The organism is Microbacterium sp. USHLN186 (genome assembly GCF_037145155.1).
Lineage (GTDB): Bacteria > Actinomycetota > Actinomycetes > Actinomycetales > Microbacteriaceae > Microbacterium.
The window spans coordinates 1-24,199 of sequence record NZ_JBBCYA010000003.1 but is presented as its reverse complement, the minus strand read 5'-3'; the positions used below and the strand labels follow the sequence as shown (position 1 = coordinate 24,199).

The window sequence follows — 24,199 nt, the reverse complement described above, 5'->3', positions numbered from 1 at the left end:
TGCAGTGGTTTCGCTGGCGACGGTGTGCAAGCAGTCAGCAGGGCGACGCCACCCAGCGCCAGCACCGCCCTGCGTGAGAGCCGCCCGTGACTAGTCATGGCGCTGGAGTGAACTGAAGCACTAGGACTGGGCGGTATGCGGAAGAGCTTGCTTCCGAAGACCAGAGCCGTACGTTGTCACTGCCAGCACTCGACATACGCAGAGTCTGCGTCGAGCCCAGAACGGATCGGATCGCTGCAGCATCAAGCTGTGCGGAGTACGCCGTGTTCGTCGCGGTCGCTCCTGTGAGCTGCCCAATGCGCGGCCCGGCCTGCGTCGGCCGGTTGTTCCAGTTGATTGTCGCCTGATCCCATTCATTGCCGATCAGAGCGAAGTCATGAGCGTCGGCCGAGCCCGCGGTTGGATCAGTTGACGTCCTCACCTTCAGCTCAACCCCGCTGAGAACAGTCCCCGGCGGAGCTGTAGGCAGGTCGAAGCGAAGGAACGACTCGATGGGGGTTGTGCCTCGCGAAGACAGCTGGTTCGTAGTCCCGTAGAGAGTAGTTGGCGCGATCTGCGCCGCCATCGAATCAGCTGTGGCACTCAGCGTGACGGTCACCGGCTGCACCGGATCCGGGCCGGGCGTCGCGATAACGGCGCTGGCGGCAGTGCTGGCACTGCTGGCATTACCCGCCGCGTCAACGGCGACAACTCGGTAGTAATACGTGCCGGGCGCCAATCCCGCATCGGTGAAGGAAGTCGATCGATTTGTTCCGATCTGGTTTCCCGTGTCAGCAGTGAAGTTCGCCGCATCGCCACGGTGGATCCGATACTCAGCCACCCCAACATCATCAGTCGACGCCGACCACGTCAACGTTGCCGTTGTACCGTTGACCGCTGCCGTCACACCGGCCGGCGCAGAGGGTGCCGTGACGTCCGGGACGTCAGGGTCGGGGTCAGGTCCCGGGCCGGTTCCAGGAACGAAGTTCAGGACCAGGGTGGGCCGATAAGCGGCGTTGGTGGACTCACGAGACCAGAGGCGGAGGTTATCCGTTCCCGCAGCGCTCGAGAGTTGCAAAGTCGCGGATGTGCCGAGGCTCGGTGCCAGCCCCGCCGCAGACAGATTCGCGGAGTAGGCCGTGTTGATCGCGGTCGCACCGGACAGCTCCCCCAACACGGTGGGGTCGACGTTCGTCAACCTCGTGTTCCAGGTGAGCTGCGACTCGGACCACGCACCAGACGCGCGACGCAACTGGTGAGTGTTCGCCGAACCCGCGGACGGATCCGTGGAGGTTCGCACTCGCAGCTGCGCACTGTCCAGTACCAGGCCGGAGGGAGCCGCCGGCAGATCGAACTGCAGGAACGACACGATAGCCGTATCGAACCGAGACGAAAGTTGGTTGGAGGCGCCGTAGGCATAGTTCGCGTTGACCGCTGCAGCCATCGCGTCCGCTGTCGCGACCACGGAGATGGTCACCGGCTCCTGAGGCGCGGCGACGACCGTCGCGGAGGCGGCATCACTCGAGGCGCTGACGTTCCCTGCGCCATCCTCAGCGGTCAGCTTGTAGTAGTAGGTGCCTGGGGCGACGCTTCGGTCGGTGAAGGACGTCGACGTACTTGCCCCCACCTTGTTGCCCGCCTCCGGCGCGAAGCCGGCCGAGTCGCCGCGGTGGACCTGATATCCGACGACTGCCACGTTGTCGGTCGCAGGGGACCAGGAGACCGTCACGCTGCTGCCGGTGACCGACGCCTTCACGTCTCCAGGAGCGGTCGGCGCGGAGTCATCCGCGATGGCTACGGAGGCTGAAGCTGGAGAGCTGACGTTGCCGGCGGCGTCCTGCGCTATCACCTTGTAGTACCAAGTGCCCGCAGGAACAGCGCTGTCCAGGTACGCGAGGGCTGTCGTTTGCCCCAAGAGGGTGCTGCTCGATGGCACGAAGTCTGCCGACGAACCTCGATACACCCGATATCCAGTGACGCCGATGTCGTCCGTGGAGGCAGCCCAGCTCAGCTGGACATTCCCGTCTGACATCGTCGCTGCGAGGTCGCTCGGCTGAGTCGGTGCAATGGCATCCACCAGGCGGTGACCCAGGCTCGTTTCGATCGATGCGTTGCTGCGGTTACCCGCGGCGTCCTCAGCTACCACAACGTAGTAGTACGTGCCCGGGTCGAGATCTTCGTCGGTGAAGGCGAGTTCGGTGCTCTCGCCGATCTTCGCCGACTCAGACGGGTCGAAGCCCGACTTGTCACCGCGGTAGATGTCGTAGCCCGTCACGCCGACGTTGTCCTCCGACGCGGACCACGTGAGCGAGACATCCGTCCCTACCGTTTGAGCAGCAAGTCCTTCGGGGGCCGAGGGTGCTTGCTGATCCGTCACCGTGAAGGTGACCGCATCAGACGGTTGGCTACGGTTGCCAGAGGAGTCGAGCGCTACCACCTTGTACGAAACCTCACCAACGGGCGCAGTCGCGTCGTTGAACGTCGTCGTGCTCGTCGTGCCCAGAAGGGTGGCGCTGTCCACCGTGAAGTCCGGTCCAGTACCGCGATGGACCTCGTAGCGGGCGACACCCACGTCATCGGTCGAGGCGTCCCACGCGAGTTCGACGCCACCCGTGACATGCTTCGCACTGACTGCCGTCGGCATGGTGGGCGCGGAACGGTCCACAGATCCGATGGCGTAGTGGTCGGCGACCACTGCCGGCGAAAGCGAGGAGGAATAGATGGCGAACTCGTCGAGGTCTCCATTGAAATAGAAGCTCGAGGGCCGGTTCGGCCAGCTGTTCAAGTTTCCGCCGCCCAGGCGCCAGTATCCCTCTCCGGACTCGGCGCCGGTGACGGGGCTGCTCGCGACCATCTGCCCGTCGACATAGAGCTGCCGTCCTGTGGAGTCGATGACACCCACCGCGTGATGCCAAGCACCGTTGTTGTAGCTTTTCGTGCTCGTGACAGTGGCGGCACTGCCGATGTAGGAGCCCCAGATCAGGCGCCCGTCATCGGTCATGTACAGATGCTTGTCGTATCCGGAGCCGTTGCCGGTCGCGGTGTTCTCGAACCCGAGAATCTTTCCGCCGGACGTCGTGGTCGTGCGGAACCAGATCTCTGCCGAGACAGTGGCCGATGGAGTCAGGCTCTGGCTCGTGGCGATCGTACCGTCGGACGATCCGGGTACCCGCACTGCGGCGTTGTTCTCGACAATCCCCGTCACGCCCTGAACCACACCGGGAAGTGCGGTGCCGGGGGTAGTGCCGAAGTAGGAGGAATCCGCGATGTCGGCCGTCGAACCGCCGAGCCGCCAGTAGAGCAGCGGATCGCCTTCGAAGACAGTCTTCCCGTAAGCATCAGCCGGAACAGGGTTCGTGACCAGGTCTCGACCCGCGGCCACGTACTGAGCAGCGACCTCGCGTGCCGTGAGCGCTCGCGGGTACACAGCCGGCTCGTCGATCAGTCCGCCGAAGAAGTTGCTCGAAGGCCGCGACGGCCATCCCGAAAGGTTGTCGCCTCCGATGCGCCAAATCCCCCAGTAAGCCTGCTGGTTGGCGACGGAGTTGGAAGCGACGCGCTTCCCGTCGACGTAGAGGCGCATGCCCTCTGGGCCCTGAGTGCCCGTGACAAGGTGCCACGAACCATCGTTGAGCGCGGATGGGGAAGTCACCGTAGTGGTGCTCCCGTTGTACGCTCCGAAGCGGACGCGACCGTCATTCTGCATGTAAAGGTGTCGATCATAGCTGCCACTCAGGTTCGGCGCGTTGTTACCCGTACGCGGGCGCCCGTTGCCGAAGCCGATGATCTTGCCCCCGCGATCGGTGGTTGTGTTGATCCACGCCGACACACTGTACGTCGTTAGTCCGGGACGATATTGGTCGGTCACGAGGTAGTCGTCGACGCCGTCCAGGGAGAAGGACTGTGAGTTCGATGGGACTGCGCTGGAGGCAGAGGTCGTAGCGCCTTCCATCAACCGCATCGCCGGACCGTCAACACTCGTGTCCTTCGCAGAAGCGTCGAGGGCCCACACACCGGACGTCACTGCGCCCGACCAGAAGCCCGTCGCCCCCGCTGCGCGGACGGTGGAATCCCAGTCCGTCTTCGCTGCGACAGCCCGAGCACTTGCCGTAGCAGAGAGGCCGGAAGTGTTCGTCCCATCCGACGCTGTGACACGGTAGGAGTAGGTGCTGCCGGCGTTCACCGCCTTATCGACGAAGGTGATCTGCGGGCGCTCCCACCACATGGAGCTTCCCTTTCCGGTCCAGACCGGCGTGGTGCCGTTGTTCCGGTACACACTGTAGGTGAGGTCACTGTCATCGGAGTCCACCACAGTGCGGAACTGAACTTGAATCGTGCCGTCGCTGGTAGCAACGGCCGAGACGACGGGAGCGGGCGGAGCCCCTACGTCATCCGGTCCGAAGCGAGTCAGACCCTGCTGCCCCTTGTTGTTGATGCGGGTGAACTCGCCACCTGCCCACATGTACTTTTTCCCTGTCGTGCCACCCTCCGCGACGGTGAGCGCACGCGGTCCGATCCCCTCCCCGATGCCGTCGTTCCCGGCAGGGAACCACCCGAGCAGCTGCGTCGTGTTCGAGTCCTGAGCAAGGAAGTAGTTTCGGATACCGTCGTTGAACGCGTTGATACCGGAGCAGTCGTGCGCATGGCTGGCGGAGTAAAGAGTCTGCTCGTAGAGGAGAACGGCTTGGGTCGCGCCGAGGCAGGTGTCTCGCCACACCTGATCGCCGGTCTCCCACGAGAACGCAGCACGGCCATCGAATACGCCACCGCCGGTACCCTCGTTGCCGATGTAGAAGCGCCCGTCATCGCCGGACCAGATGGTCTTGGTGATGGACGAGTTCGGGAAGAAGCCGGACGGGTAGGTACGAAGAACCTCACCGCCGGCACCGTTCGCCCCGGTCGCTCCGGTCACCATCGCAATCGAATGCGAGTACTGGCCGTTGATCTCGAACATGTCGCCGCCGACAACGACCTTCTGGCCGTCAGGAGACACGGCGACCGCACGTCCTTGGCCCACGTCCGCAGGAAGGTTCGTGACCGTTCGCACCGCATCGGCCACCCAGTCGAGCAGCGCGCCCGTCGTGGCGTTCACCGCAGCGAAGCCCCGGCGCGTTTGCCCTCCGACGGTGTTGAACAGGCCTCCGACGTACAGAACGTTGCCGTATTGAGCAAGGGCAGTGGCGGTCGACGAGAATTGAGCCGGCCGGAATGGCTTCACGACACAGGCATTCACATCGATCGCCGCGACCCGCCCGACATTCACACCGCCGATGCTTGAGAAGTTGCCGGCGACATAGACGACGGACTGGTCCGCATTCGTGGTCAGCGCGAGCACCGAGGCCGTCCCACTGGCCGCGCTGACGGCGAACTGGCAGCTGTCGGGGGCGCCCGTATCGGCGTTCAAGACAGCGAGTGCTGTCTGCGTGCGCGCAGTGCCGGATGCGCCAGCGGGCGGTCTCAGCTGCGTGAATGTGCCTCCTGCCACGACCTTGCCGCCTGACGCGGCAAGCGCATAGACGGTGCCGTTGGTCTGCCAGGTGGGCAGATCGTCGGCACTGAAGTGCACTCCGGGCGAAAGCGCCGAGGCTTGTTGCGGCGCTTGCGCGACAACCAGACCTGCGACGAGTGCTACGACGGCTGCGCCGGCAGCCCAAACTCGTTTCCCCACGGGATCCCCATCCCTAGAGCACCCGTTGAACTCGGATGCGATTTTCCCCAGTAACGTCGAGCGGAAGTCGTTGTCTGGATCCTCCCTCGGATCCAGCCCTTCTTCTACGTTCCGCTTCGACGCAGGGTCAGCATACATGCGGCGCACTGTTTTGGGGAAGCAACTATCTTCGACACTTGTTGGCCTGCAGTCGCATATGGTTCCTGAAGGGATGCGATCGCGATGGGCGTGACCGCGGAGAGGATACTCTTGTCCGGTCTGACGTTCTCCACGGCGCTGAGCTCACTGCAGGCTTCACAGAAGTCACCCGTGGGAATCTCGCTGTACTCGCGATACATCAACCGACCGGTAGGGCGCGTGCTCGCGGCGGCAGCGGCTGCCGCGGGGCTCTCCCCGAACGCGGTGACGGGGGTTTCAGCGGCGATGACCGTTGCGGGACTCATCGTCCTCGCAGTAGCGCCCGTTGCGGTGGGGTCGGGGCTTGTCGTCGCATTCTGTCTGGTTCTCGGTTTCGCGCTGGACTCCGCCGACGGTCAGGTGGCCCGACTGACCGGCCGCGGCAGCCCAGCCGGCGAATGGCTCGACCACGTCGTCGATGCGGGGAAGATGGTGGCCGTGCATGCAGCCGTTCTGATTTCGGCTTACAGGCATGAGCTTCTCACCTCCGGTTGGCTGCTTGTGCCGCTGGCTTACATGTTGGTCGTGGTCCTGATGTTCTCAGGGATGACCCTTTTCGAACTGCTTACCAGAGCGATAGGGGGTGACCCCGTTCAGCGGAGCACGCCGTCGGCCATGCGAGCGGTCGTGCTCCTCTTCGCTGACTACGGCATCCTTGCCCTGTCGTTCACCCTGTGGGGGCTTCCTGCCGCCTTCTTCACCGCCTACGCCATCCTGGGCTCCGCGACAGCGGCGATCACTAGCCTTCTTTTCGCCAAGTGGTTCCGCGCGCTGTCGCGGCTGCGGTGATCGTCAGCGTTCTCGAATGTCCCGGCGATAATGCGCCAACGCGACCGGCACGAACAGCAACGGCGCCGACACGCCGTTCGCGATGAAACCCGCGGCGAGGCTCGCTTCACCTCCTCCGACGGCAAATCCGATAAGGAAGCCAGCGGTGGTGATGGCGGCGATGCCGACCCGGACAGCCGTCACGCTCGACTGATGCCCGAGGACTCTGAGAACAATGCCATGGATACCCGCCCAACCACTGAGCACCGTCGCGGAACCGACAAAGATCAGGCCCCAGAGCAGGAAATCGTGATCGACCCCGCGCAATGAGAACCCCGAGGCCCAGACGAAGAGCACCAGCCCTCCGACCACTGCGGTTGCGAGCGTTACGAGCTGCCAACTCGCACGCCACCCTCGGCTGATGACTGCGGCGGCGCGAGCATGGGCGCTGTCCGTGGCTCCGTCGGCGATGATGTTCGTACTGGCGGCTGAGAACGCGAGATTCAGCGGACCGAGCAGCGTCTGCGCGAGCCGCGCTCCGGCGATGAGACGATCAGCGCCGACGCCGGCAAGCACGATCAGCGGCACCGAGACGATGAACTGTCCGATGGCGAAGTCGATCGCCTGCCAACCCGCGGCAGCCCGGTACGCCCGGTAAGGGGCAAAGGTGGATGGCCGTGGACACAGTGTAAGGATGACGATGGCGGGAACTGCTGTCGAAACCCCGATCACGAGCATGAAGCTAGAGGTCACCGCCGGAATCAGCGGCACGAGGGTGATCAGCGTCAGAACCGCCCTGAGGCCGTCCGCGCCCGCGACCAGCCAGCGACGTGATGATCCGATCGATCGGTATCGAGCCCACTCATAAAGAACCGGCATAGCCCCGGCTGTTCCCGCCACGGCCGCTTCCGCGACGGGCATCATCGTCAGAAGCCAGGCAGCGGGCACCAGCACCAACAACGCTGAAGCGAACGCTGTCCACGCATAACGTGCTCGTACGAGAGCGCCGACGGCGACGCGCTGGTGAATCAAGGCGGGTTGCAGCAGCGCTGCTCGGACACCTCCGACAGCCATGATCACGACCAACACAAGGACCGAGAAGGCCGCGAACTCCGAAGCCGGCATTCGCGCCGCTCCGACCACCATGGGAATGGCGCCGGCGGCACTGGCAAACGCCTGTGCCAGGGTGAGCGGTGGGACCCGGAGGCGCCGGCTCATCGCCGACTCACCAGGAGGCGTACGACCGGTGGCATCTGACCTCCAACGCGCCGGCAAAGACCACATCGCGGTGCAAGGCACGGATGCTGGAAGCGATCCTATCGCTGAGGTTCGCAACGGGAGCGGCGTAGCTCTTCCGCGTGGCGGCATAGTATGTCGCTCATGGGGCGGATGCGAAGGCTCTCCGGTTTCACCGGCGCCGGCTACGACAAAGGGCGGGGACGCGCGTGGCAGGCGGCTTGGCAACTCGTCTCCAGCGTGCTGGTGATGCCATGGTACGTTCCTGTCCGAGTTCGAATCGCGGTACTCAGGGCCTTCGGCGCCACCATCGGTCGTGGGGTGAATCTACGATCCGGCGTGCGGGTGCACTGGCCATGGAAACTCACAATCGGCGACGCGAGCTGGATCGGTGAACGCGTCTGGATCCTCAATCTAGAGCCGGTCGACATCGGCCACGACGTGTGCATCTCGCAGGACGTCCTCTTGTGTACCGGGAGTCACGACCGCCACTCCCCGACTTTCGAGTTCGACAACGCACCGATCCGAGTAGGGAACGGCGCCTGGGTCGCCGCAAGAGCGACAATACTTCGCGGTGTGACCATCGGTGCCAATGCGCTCGTCGGCGCCACGGCGCTCGTCACGCGAGATGTTCATGAGGGTGAAACGGTCCTCGCCCCCCGAGCGCACCCCTCGGGGCCACGGCCATGAGAATATTGGGCGTGGTCACTCTGGTGAGCCCGGATGGAGAGTACGGCGGTCCGACGCGGGTCGCTCTCAACCAGCTGGCAGCACTTCGCGATCTCGGTCACGATGTTGTCCTTGCCGGAGGGCAACGCGGATTCCCGGGGCCGCCCCCCGTCAAGCTGGAAGGTGTACGCACACGACTGTTCCCCGTGATGTCAGCTCTGCCGCGCGCTGGCTTCGCGGGCCTCGCCTCTCCCCGGCTATGGCGTGCGGTTCATCGGCATCGCCACGAATTCGACGTCATACACGTGCACGCCGCAAGAGACCTGGTGACACTCCCCGCAGCATACCTCGCTCAGCGGGGCGGGGCTCGCGTCGTACTTCAAACGCACGGGATGATCGATCCATCCTCGAACCCGCTCGCAGGCCCTCTTGATGCAGTTCTTACTCGACGAGTACTGAAAAGCGCTCACGCCGTGGCGTATTTGTCCGAAGTCGAGAGAGCCGGACTTCGCGAGGTCACACGAGGAGCGGCACGACTCGTCGAACTGCCTAATGGAGTCCCAGAGGGGAAGTTCCCGAGTTCCCGTCCGGACGTCCCGCACGTACTGTATCTCGCCAGGCTCGCAAAGAGAAAGAGACCTGTTCATTTCGTGCAGGCGGCAACCGTTCTCGCCCAGGAATTTCCCGAGGTGCGATTCACCCTTATCGGTCCAGACGAAGGCGAAGGCGCGTCCGTACGAGCGGCGATCCTACGTTCAGGTTACAGCGATCGCATCCGCTGGGAAGGGGCCGTGAGCATGAGTGAGACAGCGTCACGTATGCAAGAAGCGTCGATTTACGTTCTTCCCAGCGTGGACGAGCCGTACCCGATGTCTGTCTTGGAAGCGATGTCGGTCGGACTACCTGTGATCGTGACGGAGACCTGCGGCCTTGCCTCATTTGTCGCCGAAAGTGATGCAGGGACAGTGATCGGGAGTTCGCTTTCCGACCTCATCGAGTCCATGCGCGGGCTGATCGCCGACCCAGATCGCGCACGGGCGACGGGTGAGCGGGGGCGCCAGGCAGTCCGCGAAAAGCGGAGCATGGCGGCCATCGCGCGACAACTGGAGCAACTCTACCTATAGGATCGCTCGTGTCGGGCCGAGATGGGGAAGCCCGACACGGAGTCGGCCGCGAAGCAGCGAGCCGCCCGAACCTAAGGGGAACAGAGTGACTAAACGCGCCTTAATCACGGGGATCACGGGCCAGGACGGGTCGTATCTCGCTGAGTTGCTTCTCGGCAAGGGGTATGAAGTGCATGGCATGATTCGCCGCGCTTCAACCTTCAATACGTCTCGAATCGATCATCTCTACGTGGACCCCCATCGCTCAGATGCAAAGCTGTTCCTCCACTACGGCGATCTGAGCGACGGCGCACGGCTGACGACGCTGCTTGCCAGCATCCGGCCGGATGAGGTCTACAACCTCGCCGCACAATCACATGTTCGCGTTTCCTTCGACGAGCCGGAGCACACCGCTGACACAACCGGGACTGGATCCATTCGCCTTCTGGAAGCGGTGCGAATGTCCGGTATCGACACGCGCTTCTACCAGGCGTCCTCGTCGGAGCTCTATGGTGCTACGCCGCCTCCTCAGAATGAGACGACGCCCTTCTACCCCCGGTCCCCGTACGCCGCCGCAAAGCTCTACAGCTACTGGATCACGAAGAACTACCGCGAGGCATACGGGATGTTCGCGACCAACGGCATCCTCTTCAACCACGAGTCGCCCCGTCGTGGAGAGACATTCGTGACGCGAAAGATCACGCGTGCCGTCGCGGCGATCAAGGCCGGCCGGCAGGACCATGTGTACATGGGCAACCTGGATGCCGTGCGCGACTGGGGTTACGCCGCCGAGTACGTGGAAGGCATGTGGCGCATGCTGCAGGTCGACGAGCCAGACGATTTCGTCCTCGCTACTGGTACCGGGACGACAGTACGGGAGTTCCTGGAAACGGCGTTCGCGCATGCCGGGCTGAACTGGGAGGACCATGTCCGCTTCGACGAGCGCTATCTGCGGCCGACCGAAGTGGATGCGCTGATCGGAGACCCCCGCAAGGCGGAGGAGAAGCTCGGGTGGAAGGCGAGCGTCGGTCCGCTGGAGCTTGCACGTCTCATGGTCGACGCTGACATCAAGGCACTCGAGCACGCCGGCGCGCCGTGGATCGATCAGGTCCCGCTTTCGGGCTGGCCAGTCCTATGAGCGACCGGCACGATTTTCGGCCCAAGTCGCTCGATCGAGACGCGCCCTTCTACATCGCGGGACATCGAGGGCTCGCCGGCAGCGCCATGTGGCGTCAGTTGAAGGGCTCGGGGTTCTACAATCTCGTTGGGCGCACCTCTGCAGAGCTGGACCTGAGAAATCGTGAAGACGTCTTCGACTTCTTCCGGGATGTCCGACCACGCTACGTGGTGCTAGCAGCGGCGAGGGTCGGGGGCATACTCGCAAACAGCACCTACCCGGTTGACTTCCTCAGCGACAATGTCCGCATCCAAACGAACGTCATGGACGCGGCGCGCGAAGTCGAGGTCGAGCGGTTGTTGTTCCTTGGCTCCTCGTGCATCTACCCAAGACTCGCTCCGCAGCCGATCAGGGAGGACGCGCTGCTGACAGGACACCTGGAGCCGACGAACGACGCGTACGCGATAGCGAAGATCGCAGGGATCTTGCATGTGCAAGCGGTGCGCCGACAGGATGGTCTGCCCTGGATCTCCGCTATGCCGACGAATCTGTACGGTCCGAATGACAACTTCTCCCCCCTTGGGTCACATGTCCTTCCGGCACTGATCCGACGGTATGACGACGCGGTGACATCCGGAGCGCGATCTGTGACCAACTGGGGTACCGGCACTCCGCGACGCGAATTCCTGCACGCCGATGACCTCTCCTCAGCGTTGCTGCACCTCCTAGAGAACTACGACGGCACAGAGCACGTGAACGTGGGAACGGGCAAAGACGCCACGATCCGCGAGATCGCTGAAGCCATCGCCGAGGTCACCGGCTTCGAAGGTGAAGTGCTCTGGGACACCGACAAGCCCGACGGTACGCCGCAGAAGCTACTCGATGTCTCTCGCCTGGCGGAGTCGGGATGGACCGCCAGCGTCAGTCTTCACGAAGGGTTGAGCCGCACTGTCGATTGGTATCGGTCGCACGTATCCAGGTTGCGAACCTAAGAGGTCGTCGCTGACCGCGAAAGGTCCGCGCCCAGCAGTAACGAAAAGTATGCAGCCAACGGTTAACAGCAATGGCCCCGTGGCCTGCAATAGCGAGCCGCGCAGCAGGATCGTCGTGAACACTGGCAGTACCGCACCGGCGATCGCCCATGCGCCGCTGCGCGACAGGGCCGCCGCGCTACGCGTATCCATCAACCGTGCGCTGAGGCCGTAGATTACGAAAAGGATGATCACCGCGATCAGCCCGCCATTGACGATCGCTTCGGCCCATATCGGAGCAGAGAGGTTATCAAATGAATAGCCGCGGTACTCCGCGAGGAGTATGCCGGTGTCGGTTGGCTTGTCCGCCCACACGGCGCGGGGCACCCAGAAGAAAACACTTCCGGCGAACTGACGCAGCGGCGTAGCCATGCCCTCCGTCCAGAGAGAGACAGCATTGGCCACCTGCCAAAATGCGTCATAATCCGGATTGGAAAGGTACTCCGTGAAGAATCCACTGCGAGTGGCGATCCCTCCGTCTACACGTCGGAAGGCGTCAGCGAGTGGGAAAACGAAGAGAAAGCCCGCGATGACTGCGGCCATCGCTACTCTTGCCCGGGCAGTGGTGGTCAACGCGCCGGCATAGACGACGAGGGCGAAGGCGATCGTGCCGAATGAGTATCGCGCGCTTGTGACGGGATTGACGATGAGCAGCAGCACTGCTCCTCCCATGACGGCGCCAGCGATCGCCAGCTGTCTACTTGCCGATGTCGTGCTCGCTCGTCGCAACTGCAGCAGCGCGCCCACAGCCACGACCATCGGGTAGATACCACTGGCATACGTGAGACTGCGCACCGCTGGGTCCGGCCACGCTGCCGCACGCGCCGCGGCAGCCGCATCCCGACTCCCCTGAAAGATCGTCACGCCCAGTCGCGAAACGACGAAACCACTCAGGGCGAGGGCCACGATGAACAAAGCGACTGTGCGCCATTTCGAGACTGAACGCGTCTTCGGCTGAGCGTGAAGCACTTCGCGGTGCTCACGGTGCAGCCAGATCAGTCTGCCGATCTCGTAGCACGCCACGCCGAGCGCAACCACACCAGCGGCAGGCAGATCGAGATTCGGGTCCACGCCAGGCGTGGTCGTCGAAGTCAGACCAGAACGAATCTGCGCAGTCGGCGCAATGCCCATGAAGATATACGTGAACAGCCAGAAAAAGAAGTCGAAGAGTCGCGGAACGCCCGCGACCCACAACAGGGACAACCGGACTCCAGCCCAGACCATGAGGCCCAACGTCACCGTCCAGGCTTCGCTCCTGGCGACATCATCGATGTCGGCGAGGAGGAATACAGGAAGGCCGACCGAGAGGATCGAGACTGATAGGACCAGCAGCACCCAGCGGAGGCTCCTCGAGAGCGTCGCGCTCGCGTGTGAGTCGCGATTCGTTCTCACGCTCTTACCTTCTGGTGGCATGTTTTCGTCGGCGCCGTTCGGTGCTGTAAGTGTCGGCGGTTACCCGGGTCAGCGGCCAAAGATATCATGGGAGCGCGCCGGTCGACATCTGTCCGGCGTGATGCCGACATCGGCGTTGGGGGCGATGCATGGAATCCAATAGTTTGCTGCGACTGGTGCGTTATCAGTGGGCGGTGGTTGCGCTGTGCCTGATAGTCGGCGTGACCTTCGGTTGGGTTGCAGCCCAGGTCACACCGCGGGAGTACACAGCCAGCGCAGACGTCTTCGTCACTGCCACAGGCGGCGCCAATACGGGCGAGATCGCGCAATCCACGAACTTCTCACAACAGCAGGCGCGAAACTTCGCCGCGATCTCGACGCGCGAAGTCGTCCTGCAGCCTGTGATCGAAGCTCTGGATCTCGACACCACGGTTCGCAAGTTGCGCAAACAGGTCTCAGCGTCCGTCGGTCTGAACACCAGTGTCATCACCATCTCAGCGACAGACGAGTCGCCGGAGCGTGCCGCTGCGGTGGCGAACTCCGTCTCCACCAACCTGTCCGAAGTCGTTCCGGCGCTCACTCCTCGCGTACAGGGCGATTCGCCAGTGCGCTTGCAGGTGATCGAATCCGCAGTTCCACCCGTCCTTCCGTCCGCACCCAACGTTCCGCTGCTGCTCGTCGTCGGCCTACTCCTCGGCGTACTGCTGGCCACGATCACGGTGGTCGTGCGCGGCGTGCTCGATGCGCGAGTACGATCTGCCGACCAGCTCTCTGGACTGCTGAACGCGCCGGTAATCGGCTCGATCGGATACGATCGCAGAGCAGGACGACAGCCGATCGCCATGAGAGACAGACATTCTCTTCGAGCCGAGGAGTACCGGCAGGTTCGAGCAAATCTGAGGTTCCTCCAGTCCGGAGAGAAGCACAAGGTGTTCGCTATCACCTCCGCAAACCCTGGAGAGGGCAAGAGCTCGACATCTGCAAATGTCGCGATCGCGCTGGCGGCTTCAGGGCTCAAGACCTGTCTCATTGAGGCAGACCTCCGCCGCCCATCGCTGGGCGGAGTGCTCGATCTGCCTGACGCGTTGGGATTCAGTGATGTCATCGCCGGAGATATCTCCGCGATGGACGCACTCGTCCCGTGGGGAGAAGACGGGGTGAAGGTCCTGCTGTCGGGGACTATCCCTCCGAATCCCAGTGAGCTGCTCGAGTCGAGCGCAGCCGCAGAGACCCTGCGCCTGATCAGGTCACACTTCGATGTGACCGTCATCGACTGCCCCCCTCTCAACCCCGTTTCCGATGCCGCTGTGGTGGCGAGGATGTTCGGCAGCGTTATCGTCGTCGGCGCCTCTCGAGTGCTGCGTGTGCGCGACCTGCGTCGAGCGGCGGAACGGTTAAGAGGTGTCGGAGCCACCGCCGAGGGCGCGATCTTCAACTTCGCGCGTGTGCGGTCGAGCAGTCGCTACCGCTACGAATCCTCTACTCGAGAAGCGAGGGAACCTCGTGTGCCCGCCGGGCCCCGCAGGCGCCGACGCGCGGGCAGCGAGGTACCGATCGAACGAAGAGATGACGCATTCGCGGCTGTAGAACTTCGCGATGCGACGTGATCGAGGCCACGCAGCGGGTGCTGTTCGTGTGTACTGGCAACGTCTGCCGCTCGCCGTATCTGGAGCTTCGACTCCGCGCGACCCTCGCTCAGCTGGGGCGATACGACATTGCCGCAAGCTCGGCTGGTTTGCGAGCGCTCGTGGGACATCCGTTGAGCCGGCGGCTGGCCCTGCGTCTGCAGAGCGACGGACTAGAGGCCGCGCAACACCGCGCCCGTCAGCTCGATCAGGTCGACGTCGAGGAGGCGGACATCATCCTCACCGCCACTCGCGATCAGCGCCGGGTGCTCTCTCATACCTTTGACGGCGTGGCAGCGCGCACGTTCACCGCGCAACAGTTCGTTCGGCTGTTGCGCAGCGGCAGCCCTCCAGGCTCACGCTCGTTAGCTGACCTCGTTGATTCCGCGAACGGTGCTCGTGGCAAAGCTGGGGCCTCAACAGATGAGGACGACATCGTGGATCCATGGAGAAGGTCCCGACGCGTTTACGCGCGCGTCGGGACCTTGATGGATGCAGTGGTAGGCGAGCTAGCCCACTACTTCACCCAATGACTCACCAAGTGCTGGCTGCGTAGTACTGCAAGTCCTGCACCTTTGGGGTTGAAACAACCTTGTAGGGCGAGGTCAGCTTGGCGGTGACTGATCCAGACCGCTCGATCGAGGCCGAAACAGTACCCAGGCCGAGGGCGACAGTATGCGCGGACATGCCTGCGGGCGCGGAGACGGTTGTCGTCTTGCCACCGACAGTGATCCGAACCGTGCCTGCAGCCTTCATCCACACGACGGCTTCGACTGTGTCGCGGGCCGGAGTCGACGTGCCGTCAAGCGTCGGCGCGCCCATCAACTTGTGGGAGAAGGTTGGCTTCGCGTTGACGAACTGAGTGCGGTGAGTCAGCAGGATCTCATCCGAAGCCACCGCCGGTGCTTTACCGGTCTCAAACCAAGTGGTGTAGTACCGCGTGAGATCCAGGAACGAATCACCATGCGCCTGGGACGGAGCGATCTGCGTGGATTCGCTGTAGTCATTCCAGGTGACCAGCTGTACGTAGTCCACGTTCTCTTCGATCGCGCGCTTCCATTGGGCGCGGACCGCGGCTGTATTGTTCGACTCTGCCCACCGGGATGCATTGAACCGGACATCCTGGACGGCGATCGGCTCCATCCACGTCTTACCGTACGATGCGGCCCTGGCGTCGTAGTTAGGACGAGCGAGGGAGTTCCGCTCCGTCCGAGAGCCCCAGTTCCCGTAGCCGTCCGCGATGGGAGCGAATGCCTTCATGTTGTCATCGCTGGCGTTGAGGAATACCGCTTGGAAGGTGATCGGCAAGCCGTGGGTCTTCTCCAGGATGCTGATGACCTGGCTCCACCAGCTCACCGAAGCTCCCTCCGCCTTGAACGAGGAGAGCAGGTACGAGCCATTAATCTTGTACGCCGGGCCAGAACGGTATAGCTGATTGAGCAATGAAGCAGCCTGCGTCGGCGTGTTCTTCACGAACCCGGACGAGCCATCGACCATGGGCACGACGACGAAGTCACCGACGGAAGCCGACGCCTTCATCACGTTGATACCGGCTTCCCAGCCCTGGCCCGAGCTGCTCATGAGATTGAGCATCCAACCGTCGATCCCGGCGGCCTTGGCCTGGCGAACTTCAGTGGCCATGTTGCGCACTCGCCAATCGGATGCGGATTGTGGCGCAGGCGAAAGCGGACGATCACGCAGCAGACCTCCCTGCTCAGAGAATTTGCCATTCTCACCGCTCGGGCTGAGGTAGTTGCGGGCGTAGTAGTCGGACTCGGGCGCCTTATTGTCGAGCGACAGGGGGTAAGGCACGAAGTAATGGGCGAAGACCCGCGGCGATCCGCTCGGCTTCGGACTCGGCGCCTGCGGTCGATCTTCCGTGGCCACTGCTTCGTTGGCTGTGGTCACAACGATTTTCGCCGCATACGCGCCGGACCGCTCCATCTGAAGACGGATGCCAGCCTGTGCATACTTCAAGCTGAACGAGAAGTTTCCAGTAGTGGGAATTGCGTCGACGTTCAGCGGCACACGTACGACCTGCCCGGCAACCACAGTAGCGCTTTGTCCCGAAGCCACTCCGCCTGCTGCGGGCTTATTATTGAAAGTGAGAGTTCCGGCTGACCAGTTTGAAGAGGTCTTATAGGCGACGAGGCCGGGCTTTGTTGCGGTCGTCGACCGGACCTTGAGTTCGAGCGAGGCCGACTTCACGTCCTTACCCTTGAGGGCAGCTCCCGAGAACTTCAGGAACGTTGTGTCGGCGCTCCTTGTGGCACTGAGGTAGTCGTGCTTCTGAACGGTGCTGGGGTAGCGGTTGGTCGCCCACGCGGTGTCGACGGCTTTGAGAACGACCTTCTCGGGGCTGGCGGTCGCGGCGGAAGCCGCGGGCGCGAATGCTGCTGCGGGAAGGGCCGACGCGACCAGTGCGAGAGCGAGGCTCGCGATGAGGGGAATTTTTCTTCGGCTTACAGATGTCATTCGAGTCACAGATGTAGTTCCTGGGTCTGCGTTTCCGCAACGGGGATTCTGAGGGGCTGAGCCGCGAGCACGTCGGAACGAACTCGCAGCAGGCGGCTGATCCGCTCGCATGATTGCGAAGGGTAGCGGGGCAGCACAGCATAGGCTAGCTTCCGATCCTGAAAAGGACGCTCAGGCCAGTCTTACGCCCGCCTCGCCGAGCAGTCGTTCTCAGAATCCTCATAGCGCAGTAGCATGATGCGCATGGGGAAACATGGGGTGATCAGGCGTGCGCTGACGCGCGAGATCGGAGGGCTGCCGATCTGGGCACTCCTGGTCACCACGTGCGTGATCGGCATTGCCTTGGGCGTCGCCTCTTCCGCTGAGCGCGCAGAGCCTGCTCCTTTCGTCGCGCCGTCTGCGCAGACCGCTCCAGCGCTGCCAAAACCAATGCCCTTGGTCGTGTTTCTCGGGGACTCCTATACCCAAGGGGTGGGGGGTGAGGGCGTCACCTGGCCGGATCTCGTGGGGGCGAAGCGCGGCTGGGACGTCGCCAACCTCGGACGAGGCGGAACCGGCTACTTGACGACGTCCGGCACGGACGGATGCGGGCGACGTTACTGCGGTACTTACGCCGAGACGAGCAAGGAGATCGTCGGCTCCCCCCGCGCGATAATCATCAGTGGGGGCCGCAACGACATCGGGAAAGGGACGGCAAAGATCGTTGAAGGTCTCGACCTCTTGCTCCATGATCTGAAGAACCGCTACCCGGATGCCGTCATCATGGTACTCACCCCGTGGCGCGACGACGACCCTCCACCGCCACAGTTCGATGAGTTGGCGCCCGCGTTCAAGAAGGTCACGGAGGAGCACGGCGTCACACTCATCGACGCAGGCCAGCCGCTTGCTGACAGGAGTGATCTGATGTCCGAAGACTCGGTGCATCCGAATGCCAATGGCTATCGTGCATTGGCCTCTGCAGTCGAGAAGGCGATCGCGAAGATCGCCCTTCCCTGAGTCCTATCAACCATGAAGGATGCCATGATCCGAACACCGAAGTCCGTCGTCCTCCTTGTGGTCGGGTTCACCGCCGTACTCAGCGGATGCTCTGCGGACATGTCCCCCAGCCCTGCACCCTCCGTGACATCGGACGCGGTCGTCGACGTCGCCGACCTCGACGGGAAGACCATCACGATTTCCGTCGGCGAGGTGCTGGCCATTCAGCCTGCTGACCGCACACACGCTTTGCGGGCTGTTCAAGTGGATGCGGACGTGGCCGAGTTCGTTCAGGGCAGCAACAGCAGTGACGCCATAGCCCCGGAGATTCGTGGCCTGACGCCGGGGAAGACAAGCATCGTGCTCAGCGACCCAACCGGAGAGATCGAAGACATCGCTTTCACGCTCACCGTAAAGCGTTGAGGCGGGCGTACGCTTCATCGGGGTGCGCATATCCCGCCGGTATTGTACGCTCGCCGCAAGTTATCCGCTTCCCGCTGAAGTGAAAGGTTGAGCAGTGCGTAGACTGGCCGTGCGGCGCCGTCATACGCGTCGCTGACGCGCTCAAGCATCCCCAGTGCTGCGCGTCGGACGTGGAACTTCCCCAGAGTTCTGCGTCAGCGGCCTCAGCCGAGTCCCCACTCGCTGGGGCCGCGCACTTTCATGGGCGGCTTGCGCCGGAACAGCCCAGCCTCGGCGTCAGTGAGCCGGCGGAGCGCAGACCCTGTACCGGGCACCGGCGACGAGCGTCTCGGTCTCGCACTTCATCCCGGTGAGACGCGGGACATCGCGCATGGCGCGCGCATCGAACATCCCGGCGTGCGCGCCAGACATCACGATGGGCGCGATCGCTGCACCCCACGGCTGCGCGGCCAGCCATTCGGTGTCGGTCTGCTCTACCCATGCGCTGATGATCTTCACGTCCGCGCGCTGGGTGGCCAGAGTCTCGCTGCGCGGCTGGAACGTCTGTTGCACGTGTCCGACGACGCCGGCGACGACGGCCGCGGTGACTGCGGCCGCCAGCAGCGCGGCGAGGGCGCGCTGCGGCGTCCGTCCCCGCCCCTTGCCAGCGAAGATGATCTCCCGCGCCCCCCACGCCGCGACGATGACGATCACCGGCAAGAACGCGAGCACTCCCGGCGCAGGATGCCGCACCCACAGCGGCAGGTGCGAAGCCGTCGACCACCAGCCGACGAACACCAGAGCGCCGATTCCCGCAGCCGTCGCCAGCATGAGCGGCAGCCGCAGGTCGGACGCGCGGCGACGCGCCATCAGCAGACCGACGACGATGAGAACGACGCACAACACGACAGTCGCACCGGCGACCCACGTCGGCACGAACCATGCGCCGCCGAGCGTCTCGAACTTCTGCGAGATCGTCGTGGGGGCGACGTGCTGGCCTCCTCCGCGCACGAAATCCCGCAGTGCACGCAGGTGATCGAGATAGCCGCTCGCACCGAACGTCAGCAGCGCCCCGATCTCGAACAGCAGGGTCGGCACGCCGACGAGGATCAGCGGCAGCCATGCCCGCTTCAGCGTCTCGAGGAGACGCCGCCATCCGCTCCCCGGGGCGAGCACCCACAGCGCCACCGCGAACGCGGGCAGGGCGAGCAGCGCGATCAGCTTCGCCTGCACCGCCAGACCGACGAACAGCCCCGCCAGCCACGGCCGCTTGGGCAGCACCACGAGAGCCCACACCAGCAGGGCGGCCGCCGGGATCTCGCCGAGCAGGTCGGCGGGCCCCTGAATGGGCGAATAGCTGCCCATCCCATTGAAGGCGAGCGGCACGGCTACGCCGAGGAGCGCCGCCCAGCGCCCGGCGACGCGACGTCCGAGCACGAAGAGCCCCGCGATCAGCGCGATCCAGAAGCCCACGGGGATCAGGCGAGCGCTGATCACCGGGTCTCCCCCGAGAGCCAGCGCGCCGGCGACCGGCAGCAGCACGGTGGGACCGGTCGAGATGCGCGGGTCGAGCGGGGTGATCGTCGAGCCCGACAGCGCGCCGTCGCTCGAGTAGCCGAGCCCGGCGAGCAGGTTGAGCGGGACGGTGAGGTTGAACGCCTCGTCCTCCCAGAAGCGCGCGGTGAGGCTGTGCTGGATCACGACCACGTGGCAGGCCAGCAGCATCGCCGCCAGCATCCAGAACGCGATCGTGCGCGCGAACCTCATGCCGACCGGTCACCCGTCTCGACAGGATGAGGTGAGCGGATGCCACGCAGCGGCGCGCCGGGGCGCAGCGAGAGCTGCCATGCCTCACGCAGCGCCGCGACGGCGAACTGCCGCAGACGCGGCGGCGGTACCAGCGCCTTCACGCCGGAGCCCCACATCGTGCCGTTGGCCGAGGCGCCGCGGCGCGGGATGCTGCGCACGGAGAGGTAGCGCACCCGGAAGCCGGCCCGCGCTTCGGCGAGGGAGAAGTGCACGTGCGGCACGAGGGCGTCGGCCGGAAGCGCGTCGAGGAGCGGTCGCAGCGCGTCCGGGCGGTACGCGCGCAGCGGAGTGTTGACGTCGGGCACGCGACGACCCGCCGCAGCCGCGATCAGCAGGCCGACCGCGCCGGTGAGCACGCGGCGGTACCAGGCATCGGTGCGGCTGTGCCGGACTCCGTGCACCACGTCCGCGCCGGTGCTCTCGGCCGCCAGGATCAGGCGCGCGAAGTCGGGGCCGACGAACTGGCCGTCGCCGTCGACATGGACGAGCAGGTCGGGATCCAGCGCGAGGCCGGCCTGGTAGGCGGCGACGGCGGTGGGACCGTGCCCCCGGTTGACCGCCTGCGGGCGAACCTCGACGTCGTCGATCCCGCTGAGGGCCGCGACGGTGGCATCCGTCGAGCGATCATCGGCGACCGCGAATGTCACCCGATCGGCGAGCGGTGCGACGTGCTCACGGATCTCGTCGATGAACTCAGTGATGCCCTCCGCTTCGTTGTAAGCGGGCATCACGATCACGAGATGGGCAACTGTCACGCGGATCCTCACAGGTCAGCGACAGCGAACGGTCGCACTCCCTAGTAGCCTAGTCGAGCCATGAGAATTCACCCCCGACTGCGTCGGCTCGCCTCGGTCGGGAGTCGCTTCCTCATCGTCGGCGCCGTCAGCACACTCATCGAAGTGGCCGTCTTCAATCTGCTCGTGTACGCCATGGGTGTCGATGTCGTCTGGGCAAAGATCATCGCCTCGCTGGTCGCGTTGATCAACGCGTACATCGGCAATCGCGAGTGGACCTTCCGCCACCGCGACCGCCGCGGCCGCGTGAGCGAACTGGTGCTTTTCGTGCTCGTGAACGCAGCCTGCACGGGCCTGGGTGCGCTGCTGCTGTGGCTGGGCGTTCTCGCCGCTTCCGCCGTGCTCGACCGGCCCGCGGGCCCGTTCGCAGTCAACATCGTAAACCTGGCGAGCATCGCCATCGTCGTGCTGGTGCGATTCGTGCTGTACCACGGCGTGGTCTTCCGGGTCTCGAAGAAGTCGCAGCCCCGGCTCGGTTGATTCGGCAGGCGGGGCCGGATCTTCGATTCCTTCGTTGTTCCGGCACTTCGGTGCGGGACACCCTCCCCCGGCGGCGCCTCCTCGGCTACTTGTCGTCCGCGCAGCCGGGCGCCTCGATCGCCACCGGAGTCGTGCGCACCATCGGCGTGTGCCGCACCTGGAGCGGGCCGTACTCCCCCGCCTCACCCGCATAGGTGACAGTCATCGTGTGCTTCTGCCCGGGCGCGTTCTCGAGCATCACGAGCACAGCGTTGCGACCGAGATGCGGCACGCTCTTGCCCTTCACTTCCTTGCCGTCGACCATCACCTTGGTCGCCTTCGCGCCGACAGGGCCGTAGACGACGAGGTTGGTGGCGATGTTGCCCTTCTTGAAGAATCGCGCAGGTGCGACGTACCTGGGCAGGTCGGCCGCCTGCTGAGCATCGAGGGTGTTGGTGATGGTGGCGGTCACATCGAAGGTCGGCTGGTCGGGAGCCGAGCACTGGGTGGTCTTCGCCGCCATGTCGAGTTGCAGGTAGTAGTCGAGCTTGCCCTCGGTTACGTCGTTCACATACGCGCCGACCGTTGTGGTGTCGGCGTTGCTGGTGGGCATCTTTCCCGAGAGCAGGGATTCTCCGATCAACTTCGCCTGCTCTTCGTTCGACGTCTGATACATCAGGCGCCCCTCATCGACGGCCTTGGTCAGGCTCTCGAGCAGTGCCTTCGGCTCGGCGTTGCCGGATACGAGCGCGTCGAACACGGCTCGCGTGGACAGTGCGAAGACGGCATCCTGCTGGAAGGGGTTCGGGTACTGCGAGTACACCTCGCTGAGCAGGAACGGCACCGCGTTCTCCGCGGTCAGGGTGAGCGGTTCGTTCAGGGCGCGAATGGAGTAGCCGCCGACGTCGACGGGCTCGTTCGGCACCGGAGCCGGCCCGGTCGCCTTCAGCAGATAGCCCAGTGCGACCGGGTCGAACGACACCACTCCGTCCAGGGGCGTGCCGAACTCCTCAGCCCACCATGCGCGCACGATGTTCGCCGTCTCGGGGAAGTCGGGCGTGAGGGTGGAGTCCTGCACGTACCGGCCGATCTTGTCGCCGTACAGGGCGACGGTCTCGGGGTTGAGCTCGGTGATCGGGTTACTGCGGTTGTTGTTGAAGTCGCCGCTCGATGCCTGTTCGCCGATGTCGATCCTGCCCTTGTCGACGTCGATGCGCACGAGCGCGGCGGGGTTGCCGCCACTGCCGCGCGACTCGGCGTTGTTCTGGAACATCAGCAGGTAGTGCTTGGGAGCGTCGGCGCCCAGTGCCTCGGGCAGCACCGCGAGGATCTCGGACGCCGGCTTGAGCATCGGCTCGAGCTCGTCGACCGTGCCGGTGAGCTTGTCGAGCGCCCCGGTGACCTGCGGAATGAGCTGGTCGTTGTCGATGGTCCCGAGCGTCTTCGCGGCGGTCGACATCGCGGTGGACGCCTGCGAGATCACGCCCTGCATGGCGGCGATGCCCGCGAGGTCGATTGCGCCGTCCTTCGGCTTCAGGGCCGCGAGCGACAGGTCGGTCGCCGGCGTGAGGGCGTCCTGCACCAGGTCGTCGGTCACCGCTGCGGCCGTGCGGACGGCGTACAGGTTGGGCCCGGCGACGGGCAGCCACTCGATGCTCTTCCAGACATCGTCGTCGGTCTGCGTACGAGCGTCAGCCGTGAGCGCGGCCAGCCGGCCGGCGATCTCCTTCGCCTGCGCGTTGTCTCCGGCGAGGACCGCGTCCGCTGCTTCGGATGCCAGCGGCATCGCCTTCTCGAGCGACGTCTTGGCAGCCATGGCGCGCTTGTACACGTGCGAGCCGACGAAGAATGCGGTGCCGATCGCGACGATGAGGATGAGGAGGACGCTGATCGGGACCCAGAACCGGAAGCTGCGCAGCAGCGGGCGCCGCGGAGGCCGATCGTCACCACCGGACTGCCGCCCGGCAGTGACATCCTGGGCGAACTGGTCGAAGTCGGCGCGCTGCTGCTGCTCCCGCTCAGCGCGACGTTCGGCTCTGGTAGTCATGGCGGCATCCTCGAGAAAGGCTGATGTGGTCATGGGTCGGGCTCGTCATCGGGTATGCACGCGCCGGTCACAACGCTACCGCGTGGAGATATGGCTTCCTGTGCGATCGCCTCTGTGCAGCCTGGCGGGATGCAGAAGGGCGGCCACCGGAGGTGACCGCCCTTCTGCTTTCGTCACCTGACGGTGAAGCTCTTCAGCTGGTTCTCCACGCTGCTGCTCACCGCTCCCGCGCCACCGAGGATCACGATCTTCTTCGGCTTCAGCCGCTTCAGCTCCGCACTGATCGCATCCGGGATCGAACCCGCAGCGACCAGCAGCACGGGCCCCTTGTTCATCCCCGCCACCGGAGCCCCCGACAGCGCGTCGGGGAACGTCGCACCATTCGCCACGTACGCCACCGGCACACCGGCGCCGAACGATGCCTTCGAGATCGCCGCCGACGTCTCATACCGACTCGCACCAGACAACCGCGT

General features: G+C 64.4%; 18 protein-coding genes. 10 read left to right on the top strand and 8 right to left on the bottom strand.

The features are described from left to right. Positions 1–94: 94 nt before the first annotated feature. The gene (locus WFG93_RS07635) at positions 95–5,785 is read right to left on the bottom strand and encodes a LamG-like jellyroll fold domain-containing protein (protein WP_336645739.1); all 5,691 of its coding nucleotides are present in this window, start codon (positions 5,783–5,785) and stop codon (positions 95–97) included. An 84-nt stretch (positions 5,786–5,869) separates the two neighbouring features. Between WFG93_RS07635 and WFG93_RS07630 the strand changes: the two genes are divergently transcribed. Next, positions 5,870–6,613, top strand: a complete 744-nt coding sequence (locus WFG93_RS07630; RefSeq protein WP_336645738.1) for a CDP-alcohol phosphatidyltransferase family protein — start codon at positions 5,870–5,872, stop codon at positions 6,611–6,613. A 3-nt stretch (positions 6,614–6,616) separates the two neighbouring features. Here the strand turns inward: WFG93_RS07630 and WFG93_RS07625 are convergent, their stop codons facing one another. Next, complete coding sequence (locus WFG93_RS07625; RefSeq protein WP_336645737.1) at positions 6,617–7,810, bottom strand: hypothetical protein; 1,194 nt, start codon at positions 7,808–7,810, stop codon at positions 6,617–6,619. Between the two features lie 162 nt (positions 7,811–7,972). On the opposite strand from WFG93_RS07625, the gene WFG93_RS07620 reads away from it, so the two are divergent. The 4 genes from WFG93_RS07620 to WFG93_RS07605 all read left to right on the top strand — a co-directional run bounded on the left by WFG93_RS07620 (position 7,973) and on the right by WFG93_RS07605 (position 11,709). Further along, positions 7,973–8,518, top strand: a complete 546-nt coding sequence (locus tag WFG93_RS07620; RefSeq protein ID WP_336645736.1) for a putative colanic acid biosynthesis acetyltransferase — start codon at positions 7,973–7,975, stop codon at positions 8,516–8,518. Beyond that, positions 8,515–9,621 carry a glycosyltransferase gene (locus tag WFG93_RS07615; protein ID WP_336645735.1) on the top strand — a complete coding sequence of 369 codons (1,107 nt, stop codon included), beginning with the start codon at positions 8,515–8,517 and terminating at the stop codon, positions 9,619–9,621. The genes WFG93_RS07620 and WFG93_RS07615 overlap by 4 nt, the downstream gene beginning before the upstream one ends. Positions 9,622–9,706: 85 nt before the next feature. Next, entirely contained in the window at positions 9,707–10,738 is a 1,032-nt protein-coding gene (gene gmd / locus WFG93_RS07610; protein WP_336645734.1) for a GDP-mannose 4,6-dehydratase, read from the top strand. Then, positions 10,735–11,709 carry a GDP-L-fucose synthase family protein gene (locus tag WFG93_RS07605; protein ID WP_336645733.1) on the top strand — a complete coding sequence of 325 codons (975 nt, stop codon included), beginning with the start codon at positions 10,735–10,737 and terminating at the stop codon, positions 11,707–11,709. The genes gmd and WFG93_RS07605 overlap by 4 nt, the downstream gene beginning before the upstream one ends. Here the strand turns inward: WFG93_RS07605 and WFG93_RS07600 are convergent. Further along, positions 11,593–13,083, bottom strand: a complete 1,491-nt coding sequence (locus tag WFG93_RS07600; protein ID WP_336645732.1) for a hypothetical protein — start codon at positions 13,081–13,083, stop codon at positions 11,593–11,595. The genes WFG93_RS07605 and WFG93_RS07600 overlap by 117 nt on opposite strands. A 206-nt stretch (positions 13,084–13,289) precedes the next feature. On the opposite strand from WFG93_RS07600, the gene WFG93_RS07595 reads away from it, so the two are divergent. Then, positions 13,290–14,747 carry a polysaccharide biosynthesis tyrosine autokinase gene (locus WFG93_RS07595; protein WP_336645731.1) on the top strand — a complete coding sequence of 486 codons (1,458 nt, stop codon included), beginning with the start codon at positions 13,290–13,292 and terminating at the stop codon, positions 14,745–14,747. Beyond that, positions 14,744–15,298: an arsenate reductase/protein-tyrosine-phosphatase family protein gene (locus tag WFG93_RS07590; RefSeq protein WP_336645730.1), complete on the top strand. Its 555-nt coding sequence runs from the start codon at positions 14,744–14,746 to the stop codon at positions 15,296–15,298. Before WFG93_RS07595 ends, WFG93_RS07590 begins: the two co-directional genes overlap by 4 nt. A gap of 1 nt (position 15,299) precedes the next feature. On the opposite strand, the gene WFG93_RS07585 is transcribed toward WFG93_RS07590, so the two are convergent. Continuing rightward, positions 15,300–17,240, bottom strand: a complete 1,941-nt coding sequence (locus WFG93_RS07585) for an endo-1,3-alpha-glucanase family glycosylhydrolase (RefSeq protein WP_336646048.1) — start codon at positions 17,238–17,240, stop codon at positions 15,300–15,302. 234 nt (positions 17,241–17,474) lie between these two features. Between WFG93_RS07585 and WFG93_RS07580 the strand changes: the two genes are divergently transcribed. Then, complete coding sequence (locus tag WFG93_RS07580) at positions 17,475–18,236, top strand: SGNH/GDSL hydrolase family protein (RefSeq protein WP_336645729.1); 762 nt, start codon at positions 17,475–17,477, stop codon at positions 18,234–18,236. A gap of 24 nt (positions 18,237–18,260) precedes the next feature. Then, a complete protein-coding gene (locus tag WFG93_RS07575) occupies positions 18,261–18,638 on the top strand; it encodes a hypothetical protein (protein ID WP_336645728.1) in 378 nt (125 codons plus the stop codon). A 276-nt stretch (positions 18,639–18,914) separates the two neighbouring features. Here WFG93_RS07575 and WFG93_RS07570 read toward each other — a convergent pair whose 3' ends face one another. Then, positions 18,915–20,384 (bottom strand): hypothetical protein, encoded by a 1,470-nt coding sequence (locus WFG93_RS07570; protein ID WP_336645727.1) that lies wholly within the window; start codon positions 20,382–20,384, stop codon positions 18,915–18,917. Then, the gene (locus tag WFG93_RS07565) at positions 20,381–21,181 is read right to left on the bottom strand and encodes a glycosyltransferase family 2 protein (protein ID WP_336645726.1); all 801 of its coding nucleotides are present in this window, start codon (positions 21,179–21,181) and stop codon (positions 20,381–20,383) included. The genes WFG93_RS07570 and WFG93_RS07565 overlap by 4 nt, the downstream gene beginning before the upstream one ends. A 60-nt stretch (positions 21,182–21,241) precedes the next feature. Between WFG93_RS07565 and WFG93_RS07560 the strand changes: the two genes are divergently transcribed. Beyond that, entirely contained in the window at positions 21,242–21,700 is a 459-nt protein-coding gene (locus WFG93_RS07560; RefSeq protein ID WP_336645725.1) for a GtrA family protein, read from the top strand. Positions 21,701–21,785: 85 nt separating this feature from the next. Here the strand turns inward: WFG93_RS07560 and WFG93_RS07555 are convergent, their stop codons facing one another. Both WFG93_RS07555 and WFG93_RS07550 read right to left on the bottom strand, forming a co-directional pair. Beyond that, positions 21,786–23,726 (bottom strand): DUF4012 domain-containing protein, encoded by a 1,941-nt coding sequence (locus WFG93_RS07555; RefSeq protein ID WP_336645724.1) that lies wholly within the window; start codon positions 23,724–23,726, stop codon positions 21,786–21,788. Positions 23,727–23,899: 173 nt separating this feature from the next. Beyond that, positions 23,900–24,199, bottom strand: a 300-nt coding sequence (locus WFG93_RS07550) for a cell wall-binding repeat-containing protein (RefSeq protein WP_336645723.1), incomplete at its 5' end; no start/stop codon positions are given.